Annotated in this window: 14 protein-coding genes; 10 read left to right on the top strand and 4 right to left on the bottom strand. The window is 70.7% G+C overall.

From position 1 onward, the window contains the following. Window positions 1-13: 13 nt before the first annotated feature. Window positions 14-2,188, top strand: a complete 2,175-nt coding sequence (locus tag ACIA8L_RS24425) for a discoidin domain-containing protein (protein ID WP_395908274.1) — start codon at window positions 14-16, stop codon at window positions 2,186-2,188. 106 nt (window positions 2,189-2,294) lie between these two features. Further along, window positions 2,295-3,332, top strand: a complete 1,038-nt coding sequence (locus tag ACIA8L_RS24420; protein ID WP_395908272.1) for a LacI family DNA-binding transcriptional regulator — start codon at window positions 2,295-2,297, stop codon at window positions 3,330-3,332. A gap of 24 nt (window positions 3,333-3,356) precedes the next feature. Here ACIA8L_RS24420 and ACIA8L_RS24415 read toward each other — a convergent pair whose 3' ends face one another. Further along, the gene (locus tag ACIA8L_RS24415; protein WP_395908269.1) at window positions 3,357-5,417 is read right to left on the bottom strand and encodes a phosphocholine-specific phospholipase C; all 2,061 of its coding nucleotides are present in this window, start codon (window positions 5,415-5,417) and stop codon (window positions 3,357-3,359) included. 83 nt (window positions 5,418-5,500) lie between these two features. Between ACIA8L_RS24415 and ACIA8L_RS24410 the strand changes: the two genes are divergently transcribed. Next, the gene (locus tag ACIA8L_RS24410; RefSeq protein ID WP_395908266.1) at window positions 5,501-6,706 is read left to right on the top strand and encodes a PQQ-binding-like beta-propeller repeat protein; all 1,206 of its coding nucleotides are present in this window, start codon (window positions 5,501-5,503) and stop codon (window positions 6,704-6,706) included. A gap of 198 nt (window positions 6,707-6,904) precedes the next feature. Here ACIA8L_RS24410 and ACIA8L_RS24405 read toward each other — a convergent pair whose 3' ends face one another. After that, window positions 6,905-7,177, bottom strand: a complete 273-nt coding sequence (locus ACIA8L_RS24405; protein ID WP_395908263.1) for a GlsB/YeaQ/YmgE family stress response membrane protein — start codon at window positions 7,175-7,177, stop codon at window positions 6,905-6,907. Between the two features lie 113 nt (window positions 7,178-7,290). Between ACIA8L_RS24405 and ACIA8L_RS24400 the strand changes: the two genes are divergently transcribed. From ACIA8L_RS24400 to ACIA8L_RS24390, 3 genes are all read left to right on the top strand, one after another. Further along, a complete protein-coding gene (locus tag ACIA8L_RS24400; protein WP_395908260.1) occupies window positions 7,291-8,784 on the top strand; it encodes a CehA/McbA family metallohydrolase in 1,494 nt (497 codons plus the stop codon). Window positions 8,785-8,944: 160 nt separating this feature from the next. Further along, window positions 8,945-9,574: a hypothetical protein gene (locus tag ACIA8L_RS24395; RefSeq protein WP_395908258.1), complete on the top strand. Its 630-nt coding sequence runs from the start codon at window positions 8,945-8,947 to the stop codon at window positions 9,572-9,574. Between the two features lie 4 nt (window positions 9,575-9,578). Continuing rightward, window positions 9,579-10,451 (top strand): TIGR03560 family F420-dependent LLM class oxidoreductase, encoded by an 873-nt coding sequence (locus ACIA8L_RS24390; protein ID WP_395908255.1) that lies wholly within the window; start codon window positions 9,579-9,581, stop codon window positions 10,449-10,451. Window positions 10,452-10,527: 76 nt separating this feature from the next. Here ACIA8L_RS24390 and ACIA8L_RS24385 read toward each other — a convergent pair whose 3' ends face one another. Next, complete coding sequence (locus tag ACIA8L_RS24385; protein WP_395908252.1) at window positions 10,528-11,418, bottom strand: SAM-dependent methyltransferase; 891 nt, start codon at window positions 11,416-11,418, stop codon at window positions 10,528-10,530. Window positions 11,419-11,607: 189 nt separating this feature from the next. Here ACIA8L_RS24385 and ACIA8L_RS24380 point away from each other — a divergent pair, with 189 nt between their 5' ends. From ACIA8L_RS24380 to ACIA8L_RS24370, 3 genes are all read left to right on the top strand, one after another. Continuing rightward, complete coding sequence (locus tag ACIA8L_RS24380) at window positions 11,608-12,606, top strand: LacI family DNA-binding transcriptional regulator (protein ID WP_395908251.1); 999 nt, start codon at window positions 11,608-11,610, stop codon at window positions 12,604-12,606. Window positions 12,607-12,766: 160 nt separating this feature from the next. Continuing rightward, a complete protein-coding gene (locus ACIA8L_RS24375) occupies window positions 12,767-14,965 on the top strand; it encodes a ricin-type beta-trefoil lectin domain protein (RefSeq protein ID WP_395908248.1) in 2,199 nt (732 codons plus the stop codon). A 29-nt stretch (window positions 14,966-14,994) separates the two neighbouring features. Beyond that, window positions 14,995-17,187, top strand: a complete 2,193-nt coding sequence (locus ACIA8L_RS24370) for a carbohydrate-binding protein (protein WP_395908245.1) — start codon at window positions 14,995-14,997, stop codon at window positions 17,185-17,187. Between the two features lie 63 nt (window positions 17,188-17,250). Here ACIA8L_RS24370 and ACIA8L_RS24365 read toward each other — a convergent pair whose 3' ends face one another. After that, window positions 17,251-17,724 carry a hypothetical protein gene (locus ACIA8L_RS24365; protein WP_395908243.1) on the bottom strand — a complete coding sequence of 158 codons (474 nt, stop codon included), beginning with the start codon at window positions 17,722-17,724 and terminating at the stop codon, window positions 17,251-17,253. A gap of 127 nt (window positions 17,725-17,851) precedes the next feature. On the opposite strand from ACIA8L_RS24365, the gene ACIA8L_RS24360 reads away from it, so the two are divergent. Next, window positions 17,852-18,715 (top strand): hypothetical protein, encoded by an 864-nt coding sequence (locus ACIA8L_RS24360; RefSeq protein WP_395908241.1) that lies wholly within the window; start codon window positions 17,852-17,854, stop codon window positions 18,713-18,715. The last annotated feature ends 122 nt before the right edge of the window (window positions 18,716-18,837 follow it).

Genomic DNA, 18,837 nt, shown 5'->3' with positions numbered 1-18,837 from the left:
GAAGGAGTCACCCATGGATTGGTCGGTCTCCGCCCCCGGCCACGCATCCGTCCGGTCCGGTCCCAGTCGGCGCACGATTCGGTACGGCATCATCGCGCTCGCGGTGGCCGCCATGCTCTGCGCCTACATCGTCGTGGTCGTCACCCGGGCCGACGCCGCCGAGACCCTGCTGTCGCAGGGCAAGCCGACGACCGCCTCGTCGGCCGAGAGCGCGGCCACTCCCGCCTCCAGCGCCACCGACGGCAACGCCGGCACCCGCTGGTCCAGCGCCTTCACCATGCCGCAGTGGATTCAGGTCGACCTCGGCTCCCAGCAGTCGATCACCCGGGTCGCCCTGAACTGGGAGGCGGCCTACGCGACCGCCTTCACCATCCAGACGTCCAACGACGCCGCCAACTGGACGCAGATCTACTCGACCACGACCGGGGCGGGCGGCAGCGCCGTCAGCCTGAGCGTGACCGGCAGCGGGCGCTACGTGCGGCTCAACGCGACCGCCAAGGCCACCCAGTACGGCATCTCGCTCTGGGAGTTCCAGGTCTTCGGCGGCTCGCCCAGCACCCCGGGCAGCTGCGGCGCCACCAACGCGGCGCTGAACAAGACGGCCCTGGCCTCCTCGACCGAGAACGCCGGCACCCCGGCGTCGTCGGCGTTCGACGGCAACACCGGCACCCGCTGGTCCAGCGCCGCGAGCGACCCGCAGTGGCTGCGCGTCGACCTCGGCTCGGTCCAGGCGGTCTGCGGCGTGACCCTGAACTGGGAGGCGGCCTACGCGACCGCGTTCCAGATCCAGACGTCCAACGACGGCAACACCTGGACGACGATCTACACCACCACGACCGGCACCGGCGGCGTGCAGAACCTCAACGTCACCGGCAGCGGCCGCTACGTGCGGATGAACGGCACCGCGCGGGCCACGCAGTACGGCTACTCGCTGTGGGAGTTCCAGGTCCGGGTCGGCGGCGTGCCGTCGACGACGAACGACACCCCGAGCTCGCCGAGCCAGTCGCCCCAGAACCCGGGCAACTCGGTGCTGCTGTCGTACAAGAAGCCGGCCGTCGCGTCGACCTCGCAGAACGACACCAACTGCAACCCGTGCACGCCGGACAAGGCGTTCGACAACGACCCGGCCAGCCGCTGGGCGACGAGCCCCGACAACGGCTGGGTCGACCCGGGCTGGATCTACGTCGACCTCGGCGCCACCGCCTCGATCAAGCAGGTCGTCCTGCAGTGGGACCCGGCGTACGCGGTGTCCTACCAGATCCAGACGTCCAACGACGCGGCCAACTGGACGCCGATCTACAGCACCACGACGGGCAAGGGCTTCAAGGAGACCCTGACCGTCAACGGCAGCGGCCGGTACGTGCGCATGTACGGCACCCAGCGCTCCAACGGCTACGGCTACTCGATCTGGGAGTTCAAGGTGTACGGCACCGGCGGCGCCCCGACCCAGCCGCCGGCCCCGCCCGCGGACCCGATCTTCCCGGCCACGAACCTGGTCTGGCAGGACGAGTTCAACACCGGCACCAACGTCGACACGGCCAAGTGGCACGTCGACCCGGGCACCGGCCAGAACGGTGAGATCCAGTACTACTCGAACCTGAACAACACCAGCATCCAGGGTGGCTCGCTCGTCATCGAGGCCCGCAAGGAGACCGCCGGCGGCCGCGACTACACCTCGGGCCGGATCAACACCAGCACGACCTTCACTACGCAGTACGGCCGGGTCGAGGCCCGGATCAAGGTCCCGAAGGGCAACGGCCTGTGGCCCGCGTTCTGGATGATGGGCGCCGACTTCCTGCAGGGCCGCCCGTGGCCGTACAACGGCGAGATCGACATCATGGAGATCCTCGGCAAGAGCACCACGGACGTGTACTCGACGCTGCACGCGCCGGCCTACAACGGTGGCGGCGGCTACGGCCAGAAGCTCACCACCGTGGACCTCTCGCTCGACTACCACGTGTACTCGGTCGAGTGGGACAGCAAGCACATGACGTTCCGCGTCGACAACACGGTGATCCTCGTGGCCAACAAGGACACCGTCGAGACGACCCGCGGGCCGTGGGTGTACGACCACCAGTTCTACCTGATCCTGAACCTGGCCGTGGGCGGTGACTTCCCCGGCCCGATCGACGCCAGCACGCCGTTCCCGTCGCGGATGTACGTCGACTACGTCCGCGTCTACAAGTAGTTTTCACCGCTCGACACCGATTGAACTGGCCGCGGGTGGACGTGACATGAAGGTCCGTCCACCCGCGGCTCCTCATCACAACGGGGCACGATCTACCGTGGCAACCATGACGGGCAGCGACTCGCGACCGCCCACTCTCGAGCAGGTCGCCAACTACGCAGGAGTGTCACGCGCCACGGTGTCCCGGGTCATCAACGGTGTGCAGACCGTCGACCCGGAGCTGCGCCGGACGGTCGAGCGGGCCATCGCCGCGACCGGGTACGTGCCCAACCTGGCCGCCCGCTCCCTGGTCACGGGCCGGACGGACTCGATCGCGCTGGTGGTTTCGGAGCCGGAGAACCGGGGGTACTCCACCCCGTTCCTGACCCGGATGTTCACCGACCCGTTCCTGGGCCGCATCACCGCCGGCGCCCAGGAGGTCCTCCGCCCCCTCGGCATCCACCTGGTCATCTTCCTCGCCGACCCGCCCGCGCGCCCCCATCTGCTGCGGTACCTCCGCCAGGGCCACGTCGACGGGGCGCTGCTGATCTCCAGTCACGTGGACGACCCGCTCCCGGGCCAGCTGGTCGAGCTCGGCGTGCCGGTCGTGCTGTCGTGCCGCCCCGGCCATCCGGTCACCATCAGCTTCGTCGACGTCGACCAGCGCGCCGGGGTGCAGCTGGCCGTCGACCGCCTGGCCGGCCTCGGCCGCCGCTGCCTGGCCACGATCACCGGCCCGCTGGACATGCCGGCCGCGCAGGACCGCCTGGCCGCCTTCGAGCAGTCCGTGCGCGCCCACGGCCTGGAGCCGCGGCACGTCGAGGGCGACTTCACCCGCTCCGGCGGTGAGCGCGCCGCCCGCCGCCTGCTGGCCGAGCACGCCGACGTCGACGGGATCTTCGTCGCCAACGACCTGATGGCCGACGGGGCCCTGCGGGTCGTGCAGGAGACCGGCCGCAAGGTGCCCGACGAGGTGGCGGTCATCGGCTTCGACGACAGCACGGCCGCCCTGGAGTGCCACCCGCCGCTGACGACGGTCCGCCAGCCGGTCGAGGAGATGGCGGGGGAGATGGCGCAGCTGCTCATGACCCGCATCCGCGAGCCCCAGCGCACCCCCCGCTCGGTGATCTTCAACCCGGAGCTGGTGGTCCGGGCCTCGGCCTGACGGCGTCGGCCCGGACTCCGCTTCCTAGATCACGCCGCCCATGAGCGGGTCGCTGATCGACTCCTCGCCGTTCTCGACGTGGCCGGCGTACTCGACCGCGAACGCGGGCTCGCCGGGGATCGCGATCGACAGGGAGTACCAACCGCGGCTCTTGCGCAGTGAGCAATCTTGGGTCCTGGTCTCTCCGGCGCGCAGCGACAACCGCAGCGGGTGGCCGGTGTAGCGGTCGGCGACGGTCAGTTCGACGCGCTTCGCGCCCTTGTTGGCGAACTCGAGGACGAGGTCCTGGCCGTGCGTGTCGTAACGGGCGCGGACCGTCACGCCCGGGTGGTGCGGGCCGGCGGCGAAGCGGCGGAAGAAGCCGTTCGGGCCGTGTACCTCCAGGTCGAAGCCCTTGTCGGCCGGCCACACGTCGGTGACCTGCTTGTTGGGCTCGACCGTGTAGGTGCGCGGGGCGGTGGCGGCGTCGGCCGAGCGGACCTGGTAGACGCCGGTCGCCTGGCCGCAGTTGCGGAAGTCGACCGCGAACGCGCCCGCGGACGGGCGGCCGTCGGCGTGCAGGGCGTAGGGCAGGGCGCGGGCCGGGCGGACGCCGCGCTCCTGGGCCGGGACCTGGCCCGCGGCCGGCGGGACCGGCACCTGGTCGGGCCGGCGGGTCAGGTCGGCGGGCTTCAGGTCGCCGGTGCCGGGCAGGTCGACGCGGCGCGACGTGTTGGGGTCCTTGAAGTCGAACGCCGAGGTCAGGTCGCCGGTGACGGCCCGGCGCCACGGGGTGATGTTCGACTCGACGAGGTCCTGGCGGCCGTTGGCGAAGCGGCGCTCCAGGAACTGGATCAGCGACGTGTGGTCGAACAGCTCCGAGTTGACGTAGCCGCCGCGGGTCCACGGCGAAACGATGATCATCGGTACCCGCACGCCCAGGCCGTAGGGGCCGGCCGGGTGGTCGGCGGAGCCGGGGTAGATCTCGTTCGTCACCGGGACCGTCGACAGGCCCTCGGCCCGGGTCGCGGGCGGGGTCGGCGGCACGAGGTGGTCGAAGAAGCCGCCCTCCTCGTCGTAGGTGATGAACAGGGCCATCTTGCTCCACACCTCGGGGTGCTTGGCGAGGATGTCGATGACCTGCGACACGTACCAGGTGCCGTAGTCGGGCTCCCAGTTCGGGTGCTCGGTGTAGGCCTCGGGCGCGACGATCCAGGAGACGGCCGGGAGCCGGCCGTGCTCGACGTCAGCGCGGAAGTCCGCGAGGAGCGCGTCGGGGCTGCGGCCCTGCGTGTTGATCTCGGTGCCCTGCTTGGCCTTCGCCAGGGGCGTGCCGGGCGCGGCGTTCTGGTACTGGTGGAAGTACAGCAGCGAGTTGTCGCCGTAGTTGCCGATGAACGGGTCGCTGGTCCAGCCCCAGAACCCGTCGGCGGTGAGCCCGAGGCCGACGTCCTGGTAGACCTTCCAGGGGATGCCGGCCCGGTCGAGGCGCTCCGGATAGGTCGACCAGTCGTAGCCCGCCTCGGCGTTGGTGATCACCGGCCCGCCGCCCTGGCCGTCGTTGCCGACCCAACCGCTCCACATGTGGTACCGGTTGGGGTCGGTCGGTCCCAGGAGCGAGCAGTGGTAGTTGTCGCACACCGTGAACGCGTCCGCGAGGGCGTACTGGTACGGCAGGTCCTTGCGGGTGTGCATGGTCATCGTGGTGACGCCCTTGTTGGGCACCCAGCCGTCGTAGCGGCCGTTGTTCCACGCGCCGTGCGTGTCGTTCCAGCCGTGCGGCGGGTCCGGCAGGAACGTCTTGCCCATGTCCTTGACCTCGGGCCGGAACGGCAGGACCTCGCCGGCACCGTTCGGCTGGTGGAAGACCGACTTGCCGTTCGGCAGCTTGACCGGGTGCGGGTCGGCGTAGCCGCGCACGCCGCGCAGCGCGCCGAAGTAGTGGTCGAACGAGCGGTTCTCCTGCATCAGGAAGATGATGTGCTCGACGTCCTCGATCGACCCGTGCCGGTTGTGCGCCGGGATCGACAGGGCCTGCTCGAACGGCAGCGGCACGGCGGCGGCCGCCGCGAGCTGCAGAAATGTACGACGATCGACTGAAGCCATGACCCCGGACGCTAGGGCCGGATGCTGAACAATCGGCGCCCAGTCGGGGCGCACTTGTGGTGCGTTGCAGAAACAATACTGACGTGGTGATCGACCTCGACCTCCCGGGCCCGGCCGGGCCGCCGACGCCCCCGCGGGCCGCCCGGCGGCGCTGGTGGGTGCCGGTGCTGCTGGTCGCGCTGCTGGTGCCGGTGCCGAGCGGTGGGCCGGTCACGCCGCCGGCGCCGGTCGTGGTGCTGGACGGCGACGGGATCGGCGACCTGCGGGCCGACGGTGACGCGCTGGTCCTGATGCTGCGGACCGCCGTGGCCGCGTACCGGATGCCGGCCGGCGATCGGCGCTGGAGCGTGCCGGTCGAGGCCGGCACACAGCTGGTCACCGCGGCCGGTGGCCGGGTGGTCGTCGCCGGGCCGTCCGCGCTCGTCGGGCTCGACGCCGCCACCGGGGCCGAGGTCTGGCGGCGGGACGGGCTCCAGGCGACGGCCGCCTCCACCGGCGGTGTCCTGATCGCGCGGGCGGGCGAGCGCCTGCTCGGTCTCGACCTGGGCACGGGGGCGGTGCGGTGGGAGCTCGCCACACCGTCGTTCCGGCGGGTCCTGGCGGGCGCCGGTGGGCGGGTCGAGATCGCCGACCTCGACGCCGGTGGGACGCTGCGCATCCGGGACGCCGCCACCGCCGCGGTCACGCGCACGGTGTCGCTGCCCGACCTCGGGGCGATCGACGGGTTCGACATCTCCGGGGAGCGGCTGCTCGCCTACAGCTTCGAGCGCAGCACGCTGCTGAACACCGCCGTGTTCGACCTGACGAGCGGGCGGCGGCTGTGGCGGCACACCACCATGGCGGCCGGTGGCGGGCTGTGGTGGTGCGGGGCCCTGCTGTGCACCGGCAGCGTCGGGCGGACCACGGTCGTCGACCCGGACACCGGGGCCGAGCGGTGGAGCCTGTCCGGCTGGGCCGACCTCGGACCGTTCGACGCGGGGCACATGTGGGCGACCGTGCCGACCCCGAACGCGGCCGACCCCGCGGTCGGCGCCGTCGTCGTGGACGCCGCTACCGGGCGGATCGTGCGGCGGTTCGGTGCGTGGGACGTCGTGGCGGCGCTGCCCGGTCGGGCCGTCCTCGTCACCGGGCGGAACCCCGGTGGGTCGCTGATCGCCCGGCTGGACCTGGACACCGGCGCGGTGACGGTGCTGGGGCGCACGGAGCACTGGCCGGCCGCGCCGCAGTGCATCGCGACCGCCACGCTGGTGGCCTGTCACCGGGAGCGGGTTTCGGTGTGGCGGACGTGAAACAAGGAGCACCCGGGGTCGGGTGCTCCTTGTCGCAGTCGACCGCGGCCGGGGGTGTGGGGGGCGCGGAGCCCCCTGCCCGGGGCGGGAGCGAAGCGGCCTCGGAATCCTCTGCCTTGCCGTTTGTGGCTTTTTCCGTTTTGCGCCCTTGGTAGGTCGAGCGGTTTTTTGGGCGATTTGTGACTGTTGGGGGATGTGCTAACGGGCCGAGCGGCGGCTGTAGAAGCCGGCCACGGCCCAGACGCCGAGGGCGGCCAGCACGACCTGGATGACGATCTCGGTCCAGTCGACGCCGGACGTATCGGCGACGCCGATGGCCCGGGCGATCGCGGTGCCGATGATCGCGGCCACGACGCCGATGACGATCGTGAGCCAGATCGGGATGTTCTGCTTGCCGGGCACGACCAGGCGCCCCAGTGCGCCGATGACGATGCCGACGATCAGCGCGGAGAAGAAGCCAGCGACAGTCACGAGTGCCTCCTGCACCAGTAACATTTACTTTCCGACACCGCGGATGTGCCCGGACCGGCGGAAGTCAAAACCTCGTCACCCGGTGGCCACCCGCGTGGGCCAGGCTGCCATATATGGATCGTCGTCAACTGCTGCTCACCACCGCGGCCGGCCTCGCCGGCGGAGCCGTCGTGCTCGACCCGGTCGCGCTGCCGGCCTCGGCCGAAGCCACGCCGGTCACGCGCACGATCACCGGTCACATTCCGTATGGTGCACCGGACTGGGTGTACGTACCGCTCGAGATCCCGGCCGGGGTCAACCGGCTCACCGTGGAGTACACCTACGACCGCCCCGCCGCCCCGGCCGGGCAGAACGGCAACGCCCTCGACATCGGCCTGTTCGATGAGCACGGCATCGCCCTCGGCGACGAGCGCGGGTTCCGCGGCTGGTCCGGCGGGTTCCGCACCGGCTTCACCGTCGCCGCGTCCGACGCCACCCCCGGCTACCTGCCCGGGCCGATCCGCCGCGGCACCTGGCACATCATCCTCGGCCCGTACACCGTGCACCCGCAGGGCCTGCACTGGACGATCACGGTGCGGCTCGAGTTCGGCCCCGACGGGCCCGCGTTCCGCCCCAACCCGGCGCCCACCCGCGCGACCGGGCGGGGTGCCGCCTGGTACCGCGGCGACATGCACCTGCACACCGTGCACTCCGACGGCCGCCGCCAGCCGGGCGAGGTCGCGGCGGCCGCACGGGCCGGGAAGCTCGACTTCATCGTCTCCACCGACCACAACACGTCCAGCACCGCCGGGGTCTGGGGCGAGTTCGCCGGCCCCGACCTGCTCATCATCGACGGGGAGGAGATCACCACCCGCAACGGGCACTACACCGCGCTCGGGCTGCCGGCGGGGACGTGGATCGACTGGCGGTACCGCGCGACCGACGGCGCCCTGGCCCGCTTCGTGCAGCAGATCCACCGGGCCGGCGGCCTGGCCGTCGCCGCCCACCCGCTCGCGACCTGCGTGGCCTGCGGCTGGAAGTTCGGCTACGCCGGCCTCGACGCCGTCGAGGTGTGGAACGGCCCGTGGACCCTCGACGACGAGGCCGTCCTGGCCGGCTGGGACAACCTGCTCGTCGCCGCCGCCCGCGAGGGCCGCGCCGACTGGATTCCGGCCGTCGGTGACAGTGACGCCCACAGTGAGCCCCAGGTCGTCGGCCTCCCGCACAACGTGGTGTACGCCCAGGGCCTGGACCGCCGCGCCATCCTCGACGGTGTCCGCGCGGGCCGCCTGTGGATCGCCGAATCCGCGGCGGTCGACCTGTCGTTCGACGCGACCGCGCCCGGCCGCCGCGCGGGTATCGGTGAGCGGCTGCGGGTGTCCGACGACACGCCGGTGACGGTGACCCTGGCCGTCAGTGGCGCCGCCGGCTGCGCGTTCCGCATCATCACCGACCAGGGCCAGCGTTGCGCGGGGGTACTGCCCGAAGCCGCGAACGCCACCGTGAGCTGGACGACGACCCCTCGCAACGCGCGGTACGTGCGCGCCGAGGTGCGCCGCCCGCAGCCCACCCCGACCACGGCCGACCAGATGGTCGCGCTGACGAACCCGATCTTCCTGGGTGCTTGAGGTCTTCCGGGTGGTGCCGCGGGTCGTTCGGGCGTTCGGTAAGGAGCCGTATTCGCAGAACCGGTACACGTTCTGACGACCCCGAACGAGCGTTGGGTATTCGTCCGATAGCGTTCCGTCTTTCTCGGCCTTAGCGTTCGGGCTGGAGGGGAGGTGCGCGATGAGCCGGATGGGTCCGACCGCGTGGCTGGCCGTCATCGTCTCGGGCGTCGCCGCTTCCGTGGCGCTCGGCACGGCGGTGGCGGTCGCCGCGCAGGGTGAAACATTTCCAGGTGTCGCCCGCAAGCAGCCGCTGTACGCGCCGCCGGTGCCGTCGCCGACCGCGCCCGCGCCGCAGTCGGTCCGCACGGCCCAGGGCAGTGACGGCCTGGTCGGCCAGGGCGGGAGCGACGGACAACCCTGCGTGTGGGTTTCCCGGGAGTCGAAGAAACAGGCGCTGCCGTACCGCTGCCCACTGCTGTGGAACAGTTCCAAGACCAGTGCGGCCATGACGCGCATCCCGGTCTACCGCTCGCCGTGGTCCGACACCGAGCCGGAGAGCAACGAGTTGTACCGCGAGGCCGGCGAGCAGTACTTCCGCTGCCACACGCACGGGGTCGGCTACACGTTCCCGGCGCAGTACGGGTGGGGCACGGCGCGGCACACCTGGTGGGCGCTGACCCAGGGCGACCAGCGCCCGGGTGTCTGGGGTTTCGTGCCGGAGGTGTACTTCCTGGGCGGCGCCGACAACGAGCCGGACCCGGGACTGCCCGTGTGCACCGACGCGGAGATCGCGCTCGCGGCAAGATGAGCACATGCGACTTTCGATCTGGCCGGGGGCCGGGCAGCGGTACGACGACATCCTCGAGGTGGCGAAGCACGCGGAGGCGACCGGGTGGGACGGCGTCTACGTGGCCGACCACTTCATGCCCAACGCGGTGCCGGGACGTGACCCGCGCGGCCCGATGCTCGAGTGCGCCACGCTGATCACCGCGCTCGGGGCGGTCGTGCCGCGGGTCCGGCTGGGGACGCTCGTCTACGGCAACACGTACCGCCACCCGGCCGTCCTCGCGAACATGGCGGCCACCCTCGACCACGTGACCGGCGGCCGGTTCACGCTCGGCGTCGGCGCGGGCTGGCAGGTCAACGAGCACGAGCAGTACGGGATCGAGCTGCCGGCGGTGAAGCGGCGCCTGGACCGGTTCGTCGAGGCGCTGGAAGTGTTACACGGGCTGCTGCGGCGCCCGGTGACGGACTTCGCGGGGGAGTACTACCAGCTGGCCGGGGCCGTGTGCGAGCCGAAGCCGGTGCAGTCGCCGCTGCCGATCCTGATCGGGGGCGGCGGTGAGAAGCGGATGCTGGGGATCGTCGCGAAGTACGCGGACGCGTGGAACACGTGGGGCCGGCCCGACCTGATCGCGCACAAGTCGGCGGTGCTCGACTCGTTCTGCGCGCTGTCCGGGCGGGACCCGGCGTCGATCGCGCGCACGGCGCAGGCGCTCGTCGTGGTCGACGGCCCGGTGCCGGACGTGGCGTTCCCGGTCATCGGGGGATCGGTTGCGGTGTTGCGGGACGCTTTGAGCGAGTACCAGGGAATCGGTCTGGACGAACTGATCGTCCCCGACGGCCTCCTGGGTCAAGGGTCGGACCGGCTCAAGGCCATGGACACGATCCGATCCCTCGTGTAGTTGGTGGACGCCGGCTTCTTCAGCGGGCGCCGGCTTCTGCAGCGGGCGCCGGCTTCTGCAGCGGGCGCCGGCTTCTTCAGCGGGCGCCGGCTCGGAAGGCGAGGACGCGGTAGTTCAACAGGCCGTTGAGCAGGCACCACTGCAGGGCGTCGCCGCCGGCCAGCATCTTCCAGTACTCGCCGGAGAGCCGCAGCGGCCGCCCGGCGGCGACGAGGGCGGCGATGAACCGGTCGCGGGGCCGGCGCAGCTCGAGGTACGGCGTCAGGTCGATCTGCTGGATCATTTCCAGGCCGTGCTCGGCGGCCACGGCCTGGACCTGCGCCACCGTCAGCAGCGACCCGACCCGCCAGCCGTCCCGGAACTCGGCCAGCCGCCGAGCCCGCGCCGGCGGCGCGTCGGGCGCCGCGGGGGTCAGGAAGTCGTCGCAGACCATGAGCCGCCCGCCGGGCCGCAGCACGCGGGCGGCCTCGCGGAAGTACCCGGACGCGTCCGGGCTGTGCAGGAACGCCTCGATGGAGAACGCGACGTCCGCGGTGCCGTGCAGGTCGGCGGGCACGTCGAGGTAGTTGCCTTCCCGGACCCGCACCCGATCCCCGAGCCCGGCCTCATTGAGCAGCCGCGTGGCCCCCTCGGCCTGCTTGGGACTGATCGTGAGCCCTTCACCCCTGATCGGCGCGTTCCCGGCCAGGTACGTGAGGCTGGCCCCGAGCCCACACCCGAGGTCGACCACTGTGGGTAGCTGGCCGGTCGCAGCCGGTTGCTGTGAGGGCTGGGTGGAATGCAGGGGGAGGGCGGCGAGGATAAGTTCGTCGACGTAGTGGAAGGACTCGGGACGAGTCCGCACCCCCGGCGCCCAGACCGCACGGTGGATCGACGCGCCGCCCTGCCCGAGCCGGTCGAACGCGGCTGTGTTCTGGTCGTAGTAGCGCCGAACGAGGTCAGCATGCGCCGCGGTCGAAGAGGTCACACCTCTTAATACTGGAAAAGTCGAAGATCGGTTCAATGTCGCCACGACCAGTCCTCGATCCAGCGTCGTGCCGGAATCTCATCGCCCTCCTCGATGCTCAGGGGTCGTAGAGGCCATCTGCCGGTACTGTGATCGGCGATGAAACAAGTTACTGAAACAAAGCGGGACGGGCGCGTCACGATTCGGGATGTGGCGGCGCAGACGGGGCTGTCCATTGCGACTGTTTCGCGGGTGCTCAATGGGCGGGCCAACGTTGCTGCTGAGACTCGGGACCGGGTGCTGCAGGCCGTGGGTGGGCTCGGCAAACGGGCGCCGCGGCGGCGGGGGGCGGGGGTGCCCAAAGCTGACAACGGGGTGTACGTGCGGTGCCCGTATGTGCTCACGGACTACTTCGGGCTGATCGTTTCGGCGGTCACCGAAGCCCTGGACGTGCAGGGGATGCATGCCATTGTCGACGCCGGGGAGTCGGCCTGGAAGCGGACCGATGTGCTGCTCACGCTGACCGCCTGGCCGCAGGTCACGGGGGCGATCCTCATCCTGCCGCCGGAGCCTGAGGAGGACCTGGAGCGGCTGCGGGACCGCGGCTTCCCGTTCGTCGTCGTCGACCCGCGCACCGCGCCGCCGCGCAACATCGCGGCCGTCTCAGCGGCCAACTTCGCCGGGGCTCGGCGGCTCATGGCGCACCTCGTGGAGCTCGGACATCGGCAGGTCGGGGTGCTCGGCGGCCCGTTGAGCTGGATGGCGATGAGCGACCGGATGGCCGGCTACACCGCACCGCTGGTCGGGGTCGGGGTCTTCCCGCCGCCGGAGTTGCTGCGGACCGTCACCGACCCGACGGTGCAGGCCGGGCGGGTGCAGGCCCTGGAGTTGCTGGACCGGGCGGACCGGCCCACGGCGCTGGTGTGCTTCAACGACAAGATGGCCGTCGGGGCGCTGCGGGCCGCCGTCGACCTGGGGCTGCGGGTGCCGGCGGACCTCTCGATCGCGGGGTTCGACGACATCGACGTCAGCCAGGCGACCACGCCGATGCTCACGACTGTGCGGCAGCCCCTCGGTGAGATGGGGCGGATGGCGGTGTCGCTGCTCAGCCGGATGCTGGCCGGGCAGGATCTCGACGCCCTCCACATCGAGCTGGCCACCGAGCTGGTGATCCGCGGCTCCACCGGGCCGGCCCCGGACCAGCGTTGACGTGTGTTTCAGAAACTACTTCGGCCAAGAGTCAAAAAAAGTTACAGACATTCATTGACATGCGCGCTCGTCGGTTGTTTCCTGGCGGTACCCCACCCTTGCTCCAAAAGCGGTTCACCCACAGCACCCCTCCGCCACAGGGACAAAGGAAGACCCCGCCATGCGCGCACCCACACGAGTGCGGCGTTCCGTGCTGCTCGCGATCGCGGTCACCGCCGCGACCGTCGGCACGGTCAGCGCCGTCGCCATGACCACCGCCTCCGCCGCCAGCACCGGGCAGATCACCAGCTCGGCCAACGGCAAGTGCCTCGACGTCACCAACGGCTCCACCGCGGACGGCAACCAGCCGCAGATGTGGACGTGTTACACCGGCAGTGCCAACCAGACCTGGACGCTCGCCGACAACGGGTCGGTCCAGGGGCTCGGCAAGTGCCTCGACGTCGCGGGCGGCGCCACCACCGACGGTGCCGTCGTGCACCTGTGGACCTGCTACGACTCGGTGACCAGCCAGAAGTGGACGCTCAACGCGGCCCATGACCTGATCAACACCAAGTCCGGCAAGTGCCTCGACATCAAGGACAACAACCTCGCCGACGGCGCCAAGCTGCAGCTCTGGGCCTGCGGCGGCGGCGCCAACCAGAAGTGGAACTTCAGCGGGGGGACGAGCCAGCCGACCACGACCGCGACCGCCACCGGCGTGCCGAACAACCCGAACAACCCCGACCTCGGCCCGAACGTCACCGTCTTCGACCCGTCGATGTCGCAGGCCACCATCCAGAACAAGCTCACGAGCGTCTTCAACGGCCAGGTGAGCAACCAGTTCGGCAGCCAGCGCTATGCCCTGCTGTTCAAGCCCGGCACCTACAACGTCGACGCCAACGTCGGCTTCTACACGCAGGTCGCGGGGCTCGGCCTCACCCCGGACGCGGTCGTCATCAACGGTGCCGTGCACGCGGAGGCCGACTGGTGGCCGGACGGTTCCCAGAACGCGACCCAGAACTTCTGGCGCTCGGCCGAGAACCTCTCCGTCACCCCGAACGGCGGGCTCGACCGCTGGGCCGTGTCGCAGGCGGCCCCGTACCGGCGGATGCACGTGCGCGGCAACCTGGCGCTGTCCGACGGCGGCTGGTCGTCGGGCGGGTTCATCGCCGACAGCAAGGTCGACGGGCAGATCCAGTCGGGCACGCAGCAGCAGTGGCTGACCCGGAACTCGGCGATGGGCAGCTGGAACGGTTCCAACTGGAACCAGGTCTTCGTCGGTGCCACCGGCGCGCCCGGCAACAGCTTCCCGAACCCGCCGTACACGACCGTCGGCACGGCCCCGGTCGTGCGGGAGAAGCCGTTCCTGTACGTCGACTCGGCCGGCGCCTACCAGGTGTTCGTGCCCGCCCTGCGCACCAACTCCTCCGGGGTCAGCTGGGCGAGCGGCAACCCGGCCGGCACCAGCCTGCCGATCAGCCAGTTCCAGGTCATCAAGCCCGGCGACACCGCGACGACCATGAACAACGCGCTCGCCGCCGGCAAGAACCTGCTCGTCACGCCGGGCGTGTACCACCTCAACCAGACACTCGACGTGACCCGCGCCGACACCGTGATCCTCGGGCTGGGCCTGGCCACGCTCGTGCCCGACGGTGGCATCACCGCACTGCGCACCGCTGACGTGGACGGCATCAAGCTCGCCGGGCTGCTCTTCGATGCCGGAACGACGAACTCCGCGGTACTGGCGGAAATCGGCCCTTCCGGTTCGTCGGCGAGTCACGCGTCCAACCCGACGTCGCTCTCCGACGTGTTCTTCCGCATCGGCGGCGCCGGGGTCGGCAAGGCGACGGTCAGCCTGCGGATCAACAGCAACGACGTGATCGGCGACCACTCCTGGATCTGGCGCGCCGACCACGGCTCCGGCGTGGGCTGGACCAGCAACACCGCGCAGAACGGGCTGGTCGTCAACGGCAACAACGTCACGTTCTACGGGCTGTTCGTGGAACATTTCCAGCAGTACCAGACGATCTGGAACGGCAACAACGGCCGGACGTACTTCTACCAGAACGAGATGCCGTACGACCCGCCGAACCAGGCCGCCTTCATGAACGGCGGCACGCAGGGCTGGGCCGCCTACAAGGTCGCCGACAGCGTCACCACCCACGAGGCGTGGGGCCTGGGCAGCTACTGCTACTTCAACGTCAACCCGGGTGTCGTCGCCGCGCACGCGTTCGAGGCGCCGGTCAAGGCGGGCGTCAAGTTCCACGACATGGTGACCGTGTCGCTCGGCGGCACCGGCACGATCTCGCACGTCATCAACAACACCGGCGCGGCGGTGAACTCCGGGCACCAGGTCGAGTACCTGGTGGCCGGTCCGTAGATCGCCAGTCAACCAAAGGAAACGACACCGTGCGACGCATCATCACGGTCACCTCGACCGCGCTGCTCGCCCTGACCGTCGGGGCCGCGCCCGCAACCGCGGCCCCGGCGCATCGGGCTGAAACAGTTACCGGCACCTACTCGACCGGCGCCGGACAGGCCTGGAAACCATTGCCACCGGTCAAGGTCGGGAGCAACGGATCCGCGACGGCCGACGCCACCGTCGTCATCGATCCAAGCCAAATGCGGCAGCGGTACAGCGGCATCGGCTTCTCGCTCGATGAGACGAGCGTGTCGAACCTCTGGAAGCTCACCCCGCAGCAGCGCGAGGACGCGATCCGGCTCCTCGTCGACCCGCGCACCGGAGCCGGCCTGAACCGGTTCCGGCTCACGATCGGCAGCCCCGATCTCATCGAGCACCTGCCGTTCTGGTCCGAGGACGACCTCCCGGCCGGCGTCACCGACGACTTCGGGCTCAAGTACTTCTCGATCCAGCGCGACATCGACCTGCACATCGTCGACACCATCAAGCTGATCCAGAAGTACAACCCGAAGGCCACGTTCTTCGCCTCGGCCTGGAGCGCACCCGCGTGGATGAAGACCAACAACAAGTTCCTCGGCGAGGTCGCGCTCAAGCCGGGCAGCACGACCGACTACTACCAGGCCGGCAAGCTGCGCGACGACTGCATCGACGTCTTCGCCCGCTACTACGCCAAGTACGTCGAGGCCTACGCCCGCAAGGGGATCCGCGTCGACGCGCTGACGCTGCTCAACGAGCCCGGCATGGACGTGGTGTATCCGGCCATGGACATCAGCGTGGAACAACAGCAGCAGCTCGTCGTGGCCATGAAGCGGCACCTGCCGCGTGACGTCGACGTGTACATCCACGACTTCAACTTCTGGGACTGGAAGGACCCCAACAGCACCGAGACCAAGAACTACTACCGGGTCCTCAACGATCCGAAGGCGGCGCGGGCGGCCGACGCGATCGCGTTCCACCCGTACTGGGGCGACCCCACGGTGATGCGCGACGCCTACGAGCAGACCGGCAAGCCCGTGCACATGACCGAGACCAGTGACCTGTCGCCGGCCACGATCCTGAGCTACTTCCGGCTCGACGCCAGCTCCTACGTCATGTGGGCGCAGGCGACCGACCAGGACGGCGGCACGCTGCACTGGACGCCGCTGCGGGACAACAACGTGGACTGGGACCAGATCGCGGCCACCACGAAGTGGCCGGACCGGCTGGTGAAGGTCGACACGACGGCCCGCACCTACTCGGTCCGCGACGAGCTCTACGGCATGGGCCAGTTCGCGAAGTACCTCACCCCGCGGCACACCCGCGTCGAGTCCAGCGCCGCCAGCGGTGGCGTGAGCAACGTGGTGTACCGCGACGGCGACGACTTCGTGGCCGTGGTCGGCAACGCGAACGCGGCGGCCCGCACGGTTCGCGTCGTGCTCGCCGGACGGCAGTTCGTTGCAACAGTTCCAGCCGGCGCGTATGCCACGCTCCGCTGGAAGGCCGATGTCCCGTCGACGCGTGGCAACCACGCACCCGTGCTCGCTACGGTGCCGGACGTCAACGCCGACCAGTACACGACGACCACGTTCAAGCTCAAGGCCACCGACCGGGACCGCGACGCCCTCGCGTACTACGCGGTCGACCTGCCCGAGGGCGTCACCGTCGACGCCGCGACCGGCGCGGTGAGCGTGCACCCGACGACGGCCGGCACCCTGAACCTCAAGTTCCGGGTGACCGACGGCGCCGCCAGCGACGAGGTGACCGTGCGCGTCAATGTCGTGCCGCACGGCGCGCCGATCGGTGAGAAGGTCGAGGCCGAGGCGTACACGGCGGAGCACGGCTGGACCGACGGCGGCGCCAACTTCGTCGAGAACAACCCTTCGGCCAGCGGCGGCAAGAACATCGGGTGGACCGCGGCCGGCAACTGGCTGCAGTACCGCCTGGACGTCGCCCAGGCCGGCCCCTACGACCTGGAGCTGCGGGTGGCCAACGGCAGCGGCGCGGCCGCACCGGGCGCGATCACCTTCCGCGGCCCGGACAACCAGGTCCTGTCGACCGTTGCAGTCCCGGACACCGGCGGCTGGGGCAGCTACCAGTCGGTGCACGCGACGGTCACGCTGCCGGCGGGCGACCAGCTCGTCACGGTGTACTGCGAGACCGGCGGCTTCAACCTGGACTACTTCCGGCTGACCACCACCTGACCCGCCTGGAAACACCCGGGGCGCGGCCGGCACTCAAAACCTGGGTGCCGGCCGCGTCGTGTCTCAGTACGGCCGGCCGCAGACCTTCCAGGTGTCGGACTCTTTCACCAGTGTGAACCCGTGCCGCTGGGTGGAGCCGTCGCCCAGCGTGAGCGTCATCACGGCCGTGGCGACGGTGCGGCCGTTCGTGGTGGTGATGTTGACGAGCGGGTCCGCGTGCGCCGTGATCTTCGGCTGCTTGGCCACGACGTCGGCGAAGGCGGCCTTCGTGAACGCGCTCCGCGTGCTGTCGCAGAGCTGCCCGTACGCGCCGTCGGTGTCGCCCTGCTCCAGACTCGCGACGAACCGGGTCGCCGCCAACTGGGCCGGCCCGATCTCCTTGACGTTGTCCTTGACGCTGTTGATCCCGATGTAGAGGGAGACACCGATCACGCCGAGGCACAGCACCGCCACCGCACCAACGGTGATCAGCACGACGCGCAACGTGTTGTTCTTCGGTGCCGGCTGCTGCGGCACCGCGTACGGGTTGTAGGCCACGGCTCACGATAAGGGGCACCGACAACTTCCGATGTCCCGCGAACGGCCCCCTCGCGGGCCGCCGCCGGCCGAAGCATTAGCATCGGTGACCGGCGCGGGGGGCCGTGCTGCTGAAAGGACCAAGCGGATGGCCGCCGCGCTGCAGGCTGACCCCGTTCGGACCCAAACCACCCGCCCCGGCTCCGGCCCGCGACGCACCGCCGCCGTGGTCGTGGCACTGACCCTGGCCGCGCTCGGCGCCGGATTCGGGGCGCTGCTCGGCTGGCTCGGCGCACCCGACCTGCCGACCGACGACGCCGCCGTGGCCATCGTCGCGCCCGCGGTCCCGGTCACGGCCGACGGTACCGCGGCCGCTGTAACAATTTCAGGCCGCCTCGGCGGGCTCTACGACTACGAGCACCCGTCCGGCGCCTGGACCTGGCTCGTCGGCGACCACGACTACGCCGCCGGGGCCGTCTGGCTCACCACTCCCGCCGGGGACGACTCCGCGAGCACGGTCCGCACCATCGGCGACGCCCTCAGCGCCCAGGGCTGGCACGTCACCGACGATCCCGGAACGGGACAGGTCAGCGCGTTCCAGAAACAATGGACGCTACGGGTGTACTCGCTCGGTGACGGCACGTCCATCGTCCTCGAGCTCGCCCGGGCCCAGCCGGGCCGGGTCTGGCCGCTGGCCGTCCTGGGCTACCTGGCGGGCCTGGCCGCGGGCTGGCGCGGCGGCCGCCGGTTCGCGGGCGGCCCGACCCCGGCCCGGGTCGCCGGCTGGGCGGGCGTCGTCCTGCTCCTGCCGGGCACTGCCCTCACCACCGCCGCCCTCGGGTACGACCTGACCGCCCTCCCGCCGGACACCACCCCGCCCGCGATTTGGGGCTCCTACCTGGCGTTCGGCGTCCGGCTGCTGTCGACGACCGGCATCGCACTGCTGGCCGGAGCCGTGGCCCTGGCCGCCTCGACGCGTGTGCGCCGCTCCGTCCGCGAACGCCGCAAGTGACGCCCGCGGCGCCGCGCGTGCGCGACGCTGACCGGTCAGCGCCGATGCCCGCGCGGGCTCGACGCGTGTGCGCCGCTCCGTCCGCAAACGCCGCAAGTGACGCCCGCGACGCCGCCTGCGGG

Source organism: Dactylosporangium sp. NPDC051541 (assembly GCF_044454505.1).
Taxonomy (GTDB): Bacteria; Actinomycetota; Actinomycetes; order Mycobacteriales; family Micromonosporaceae; genus Dactylosporangium.
This window is presented reverse-complemented; position numbering and strand designations above follow the sequence as displayed.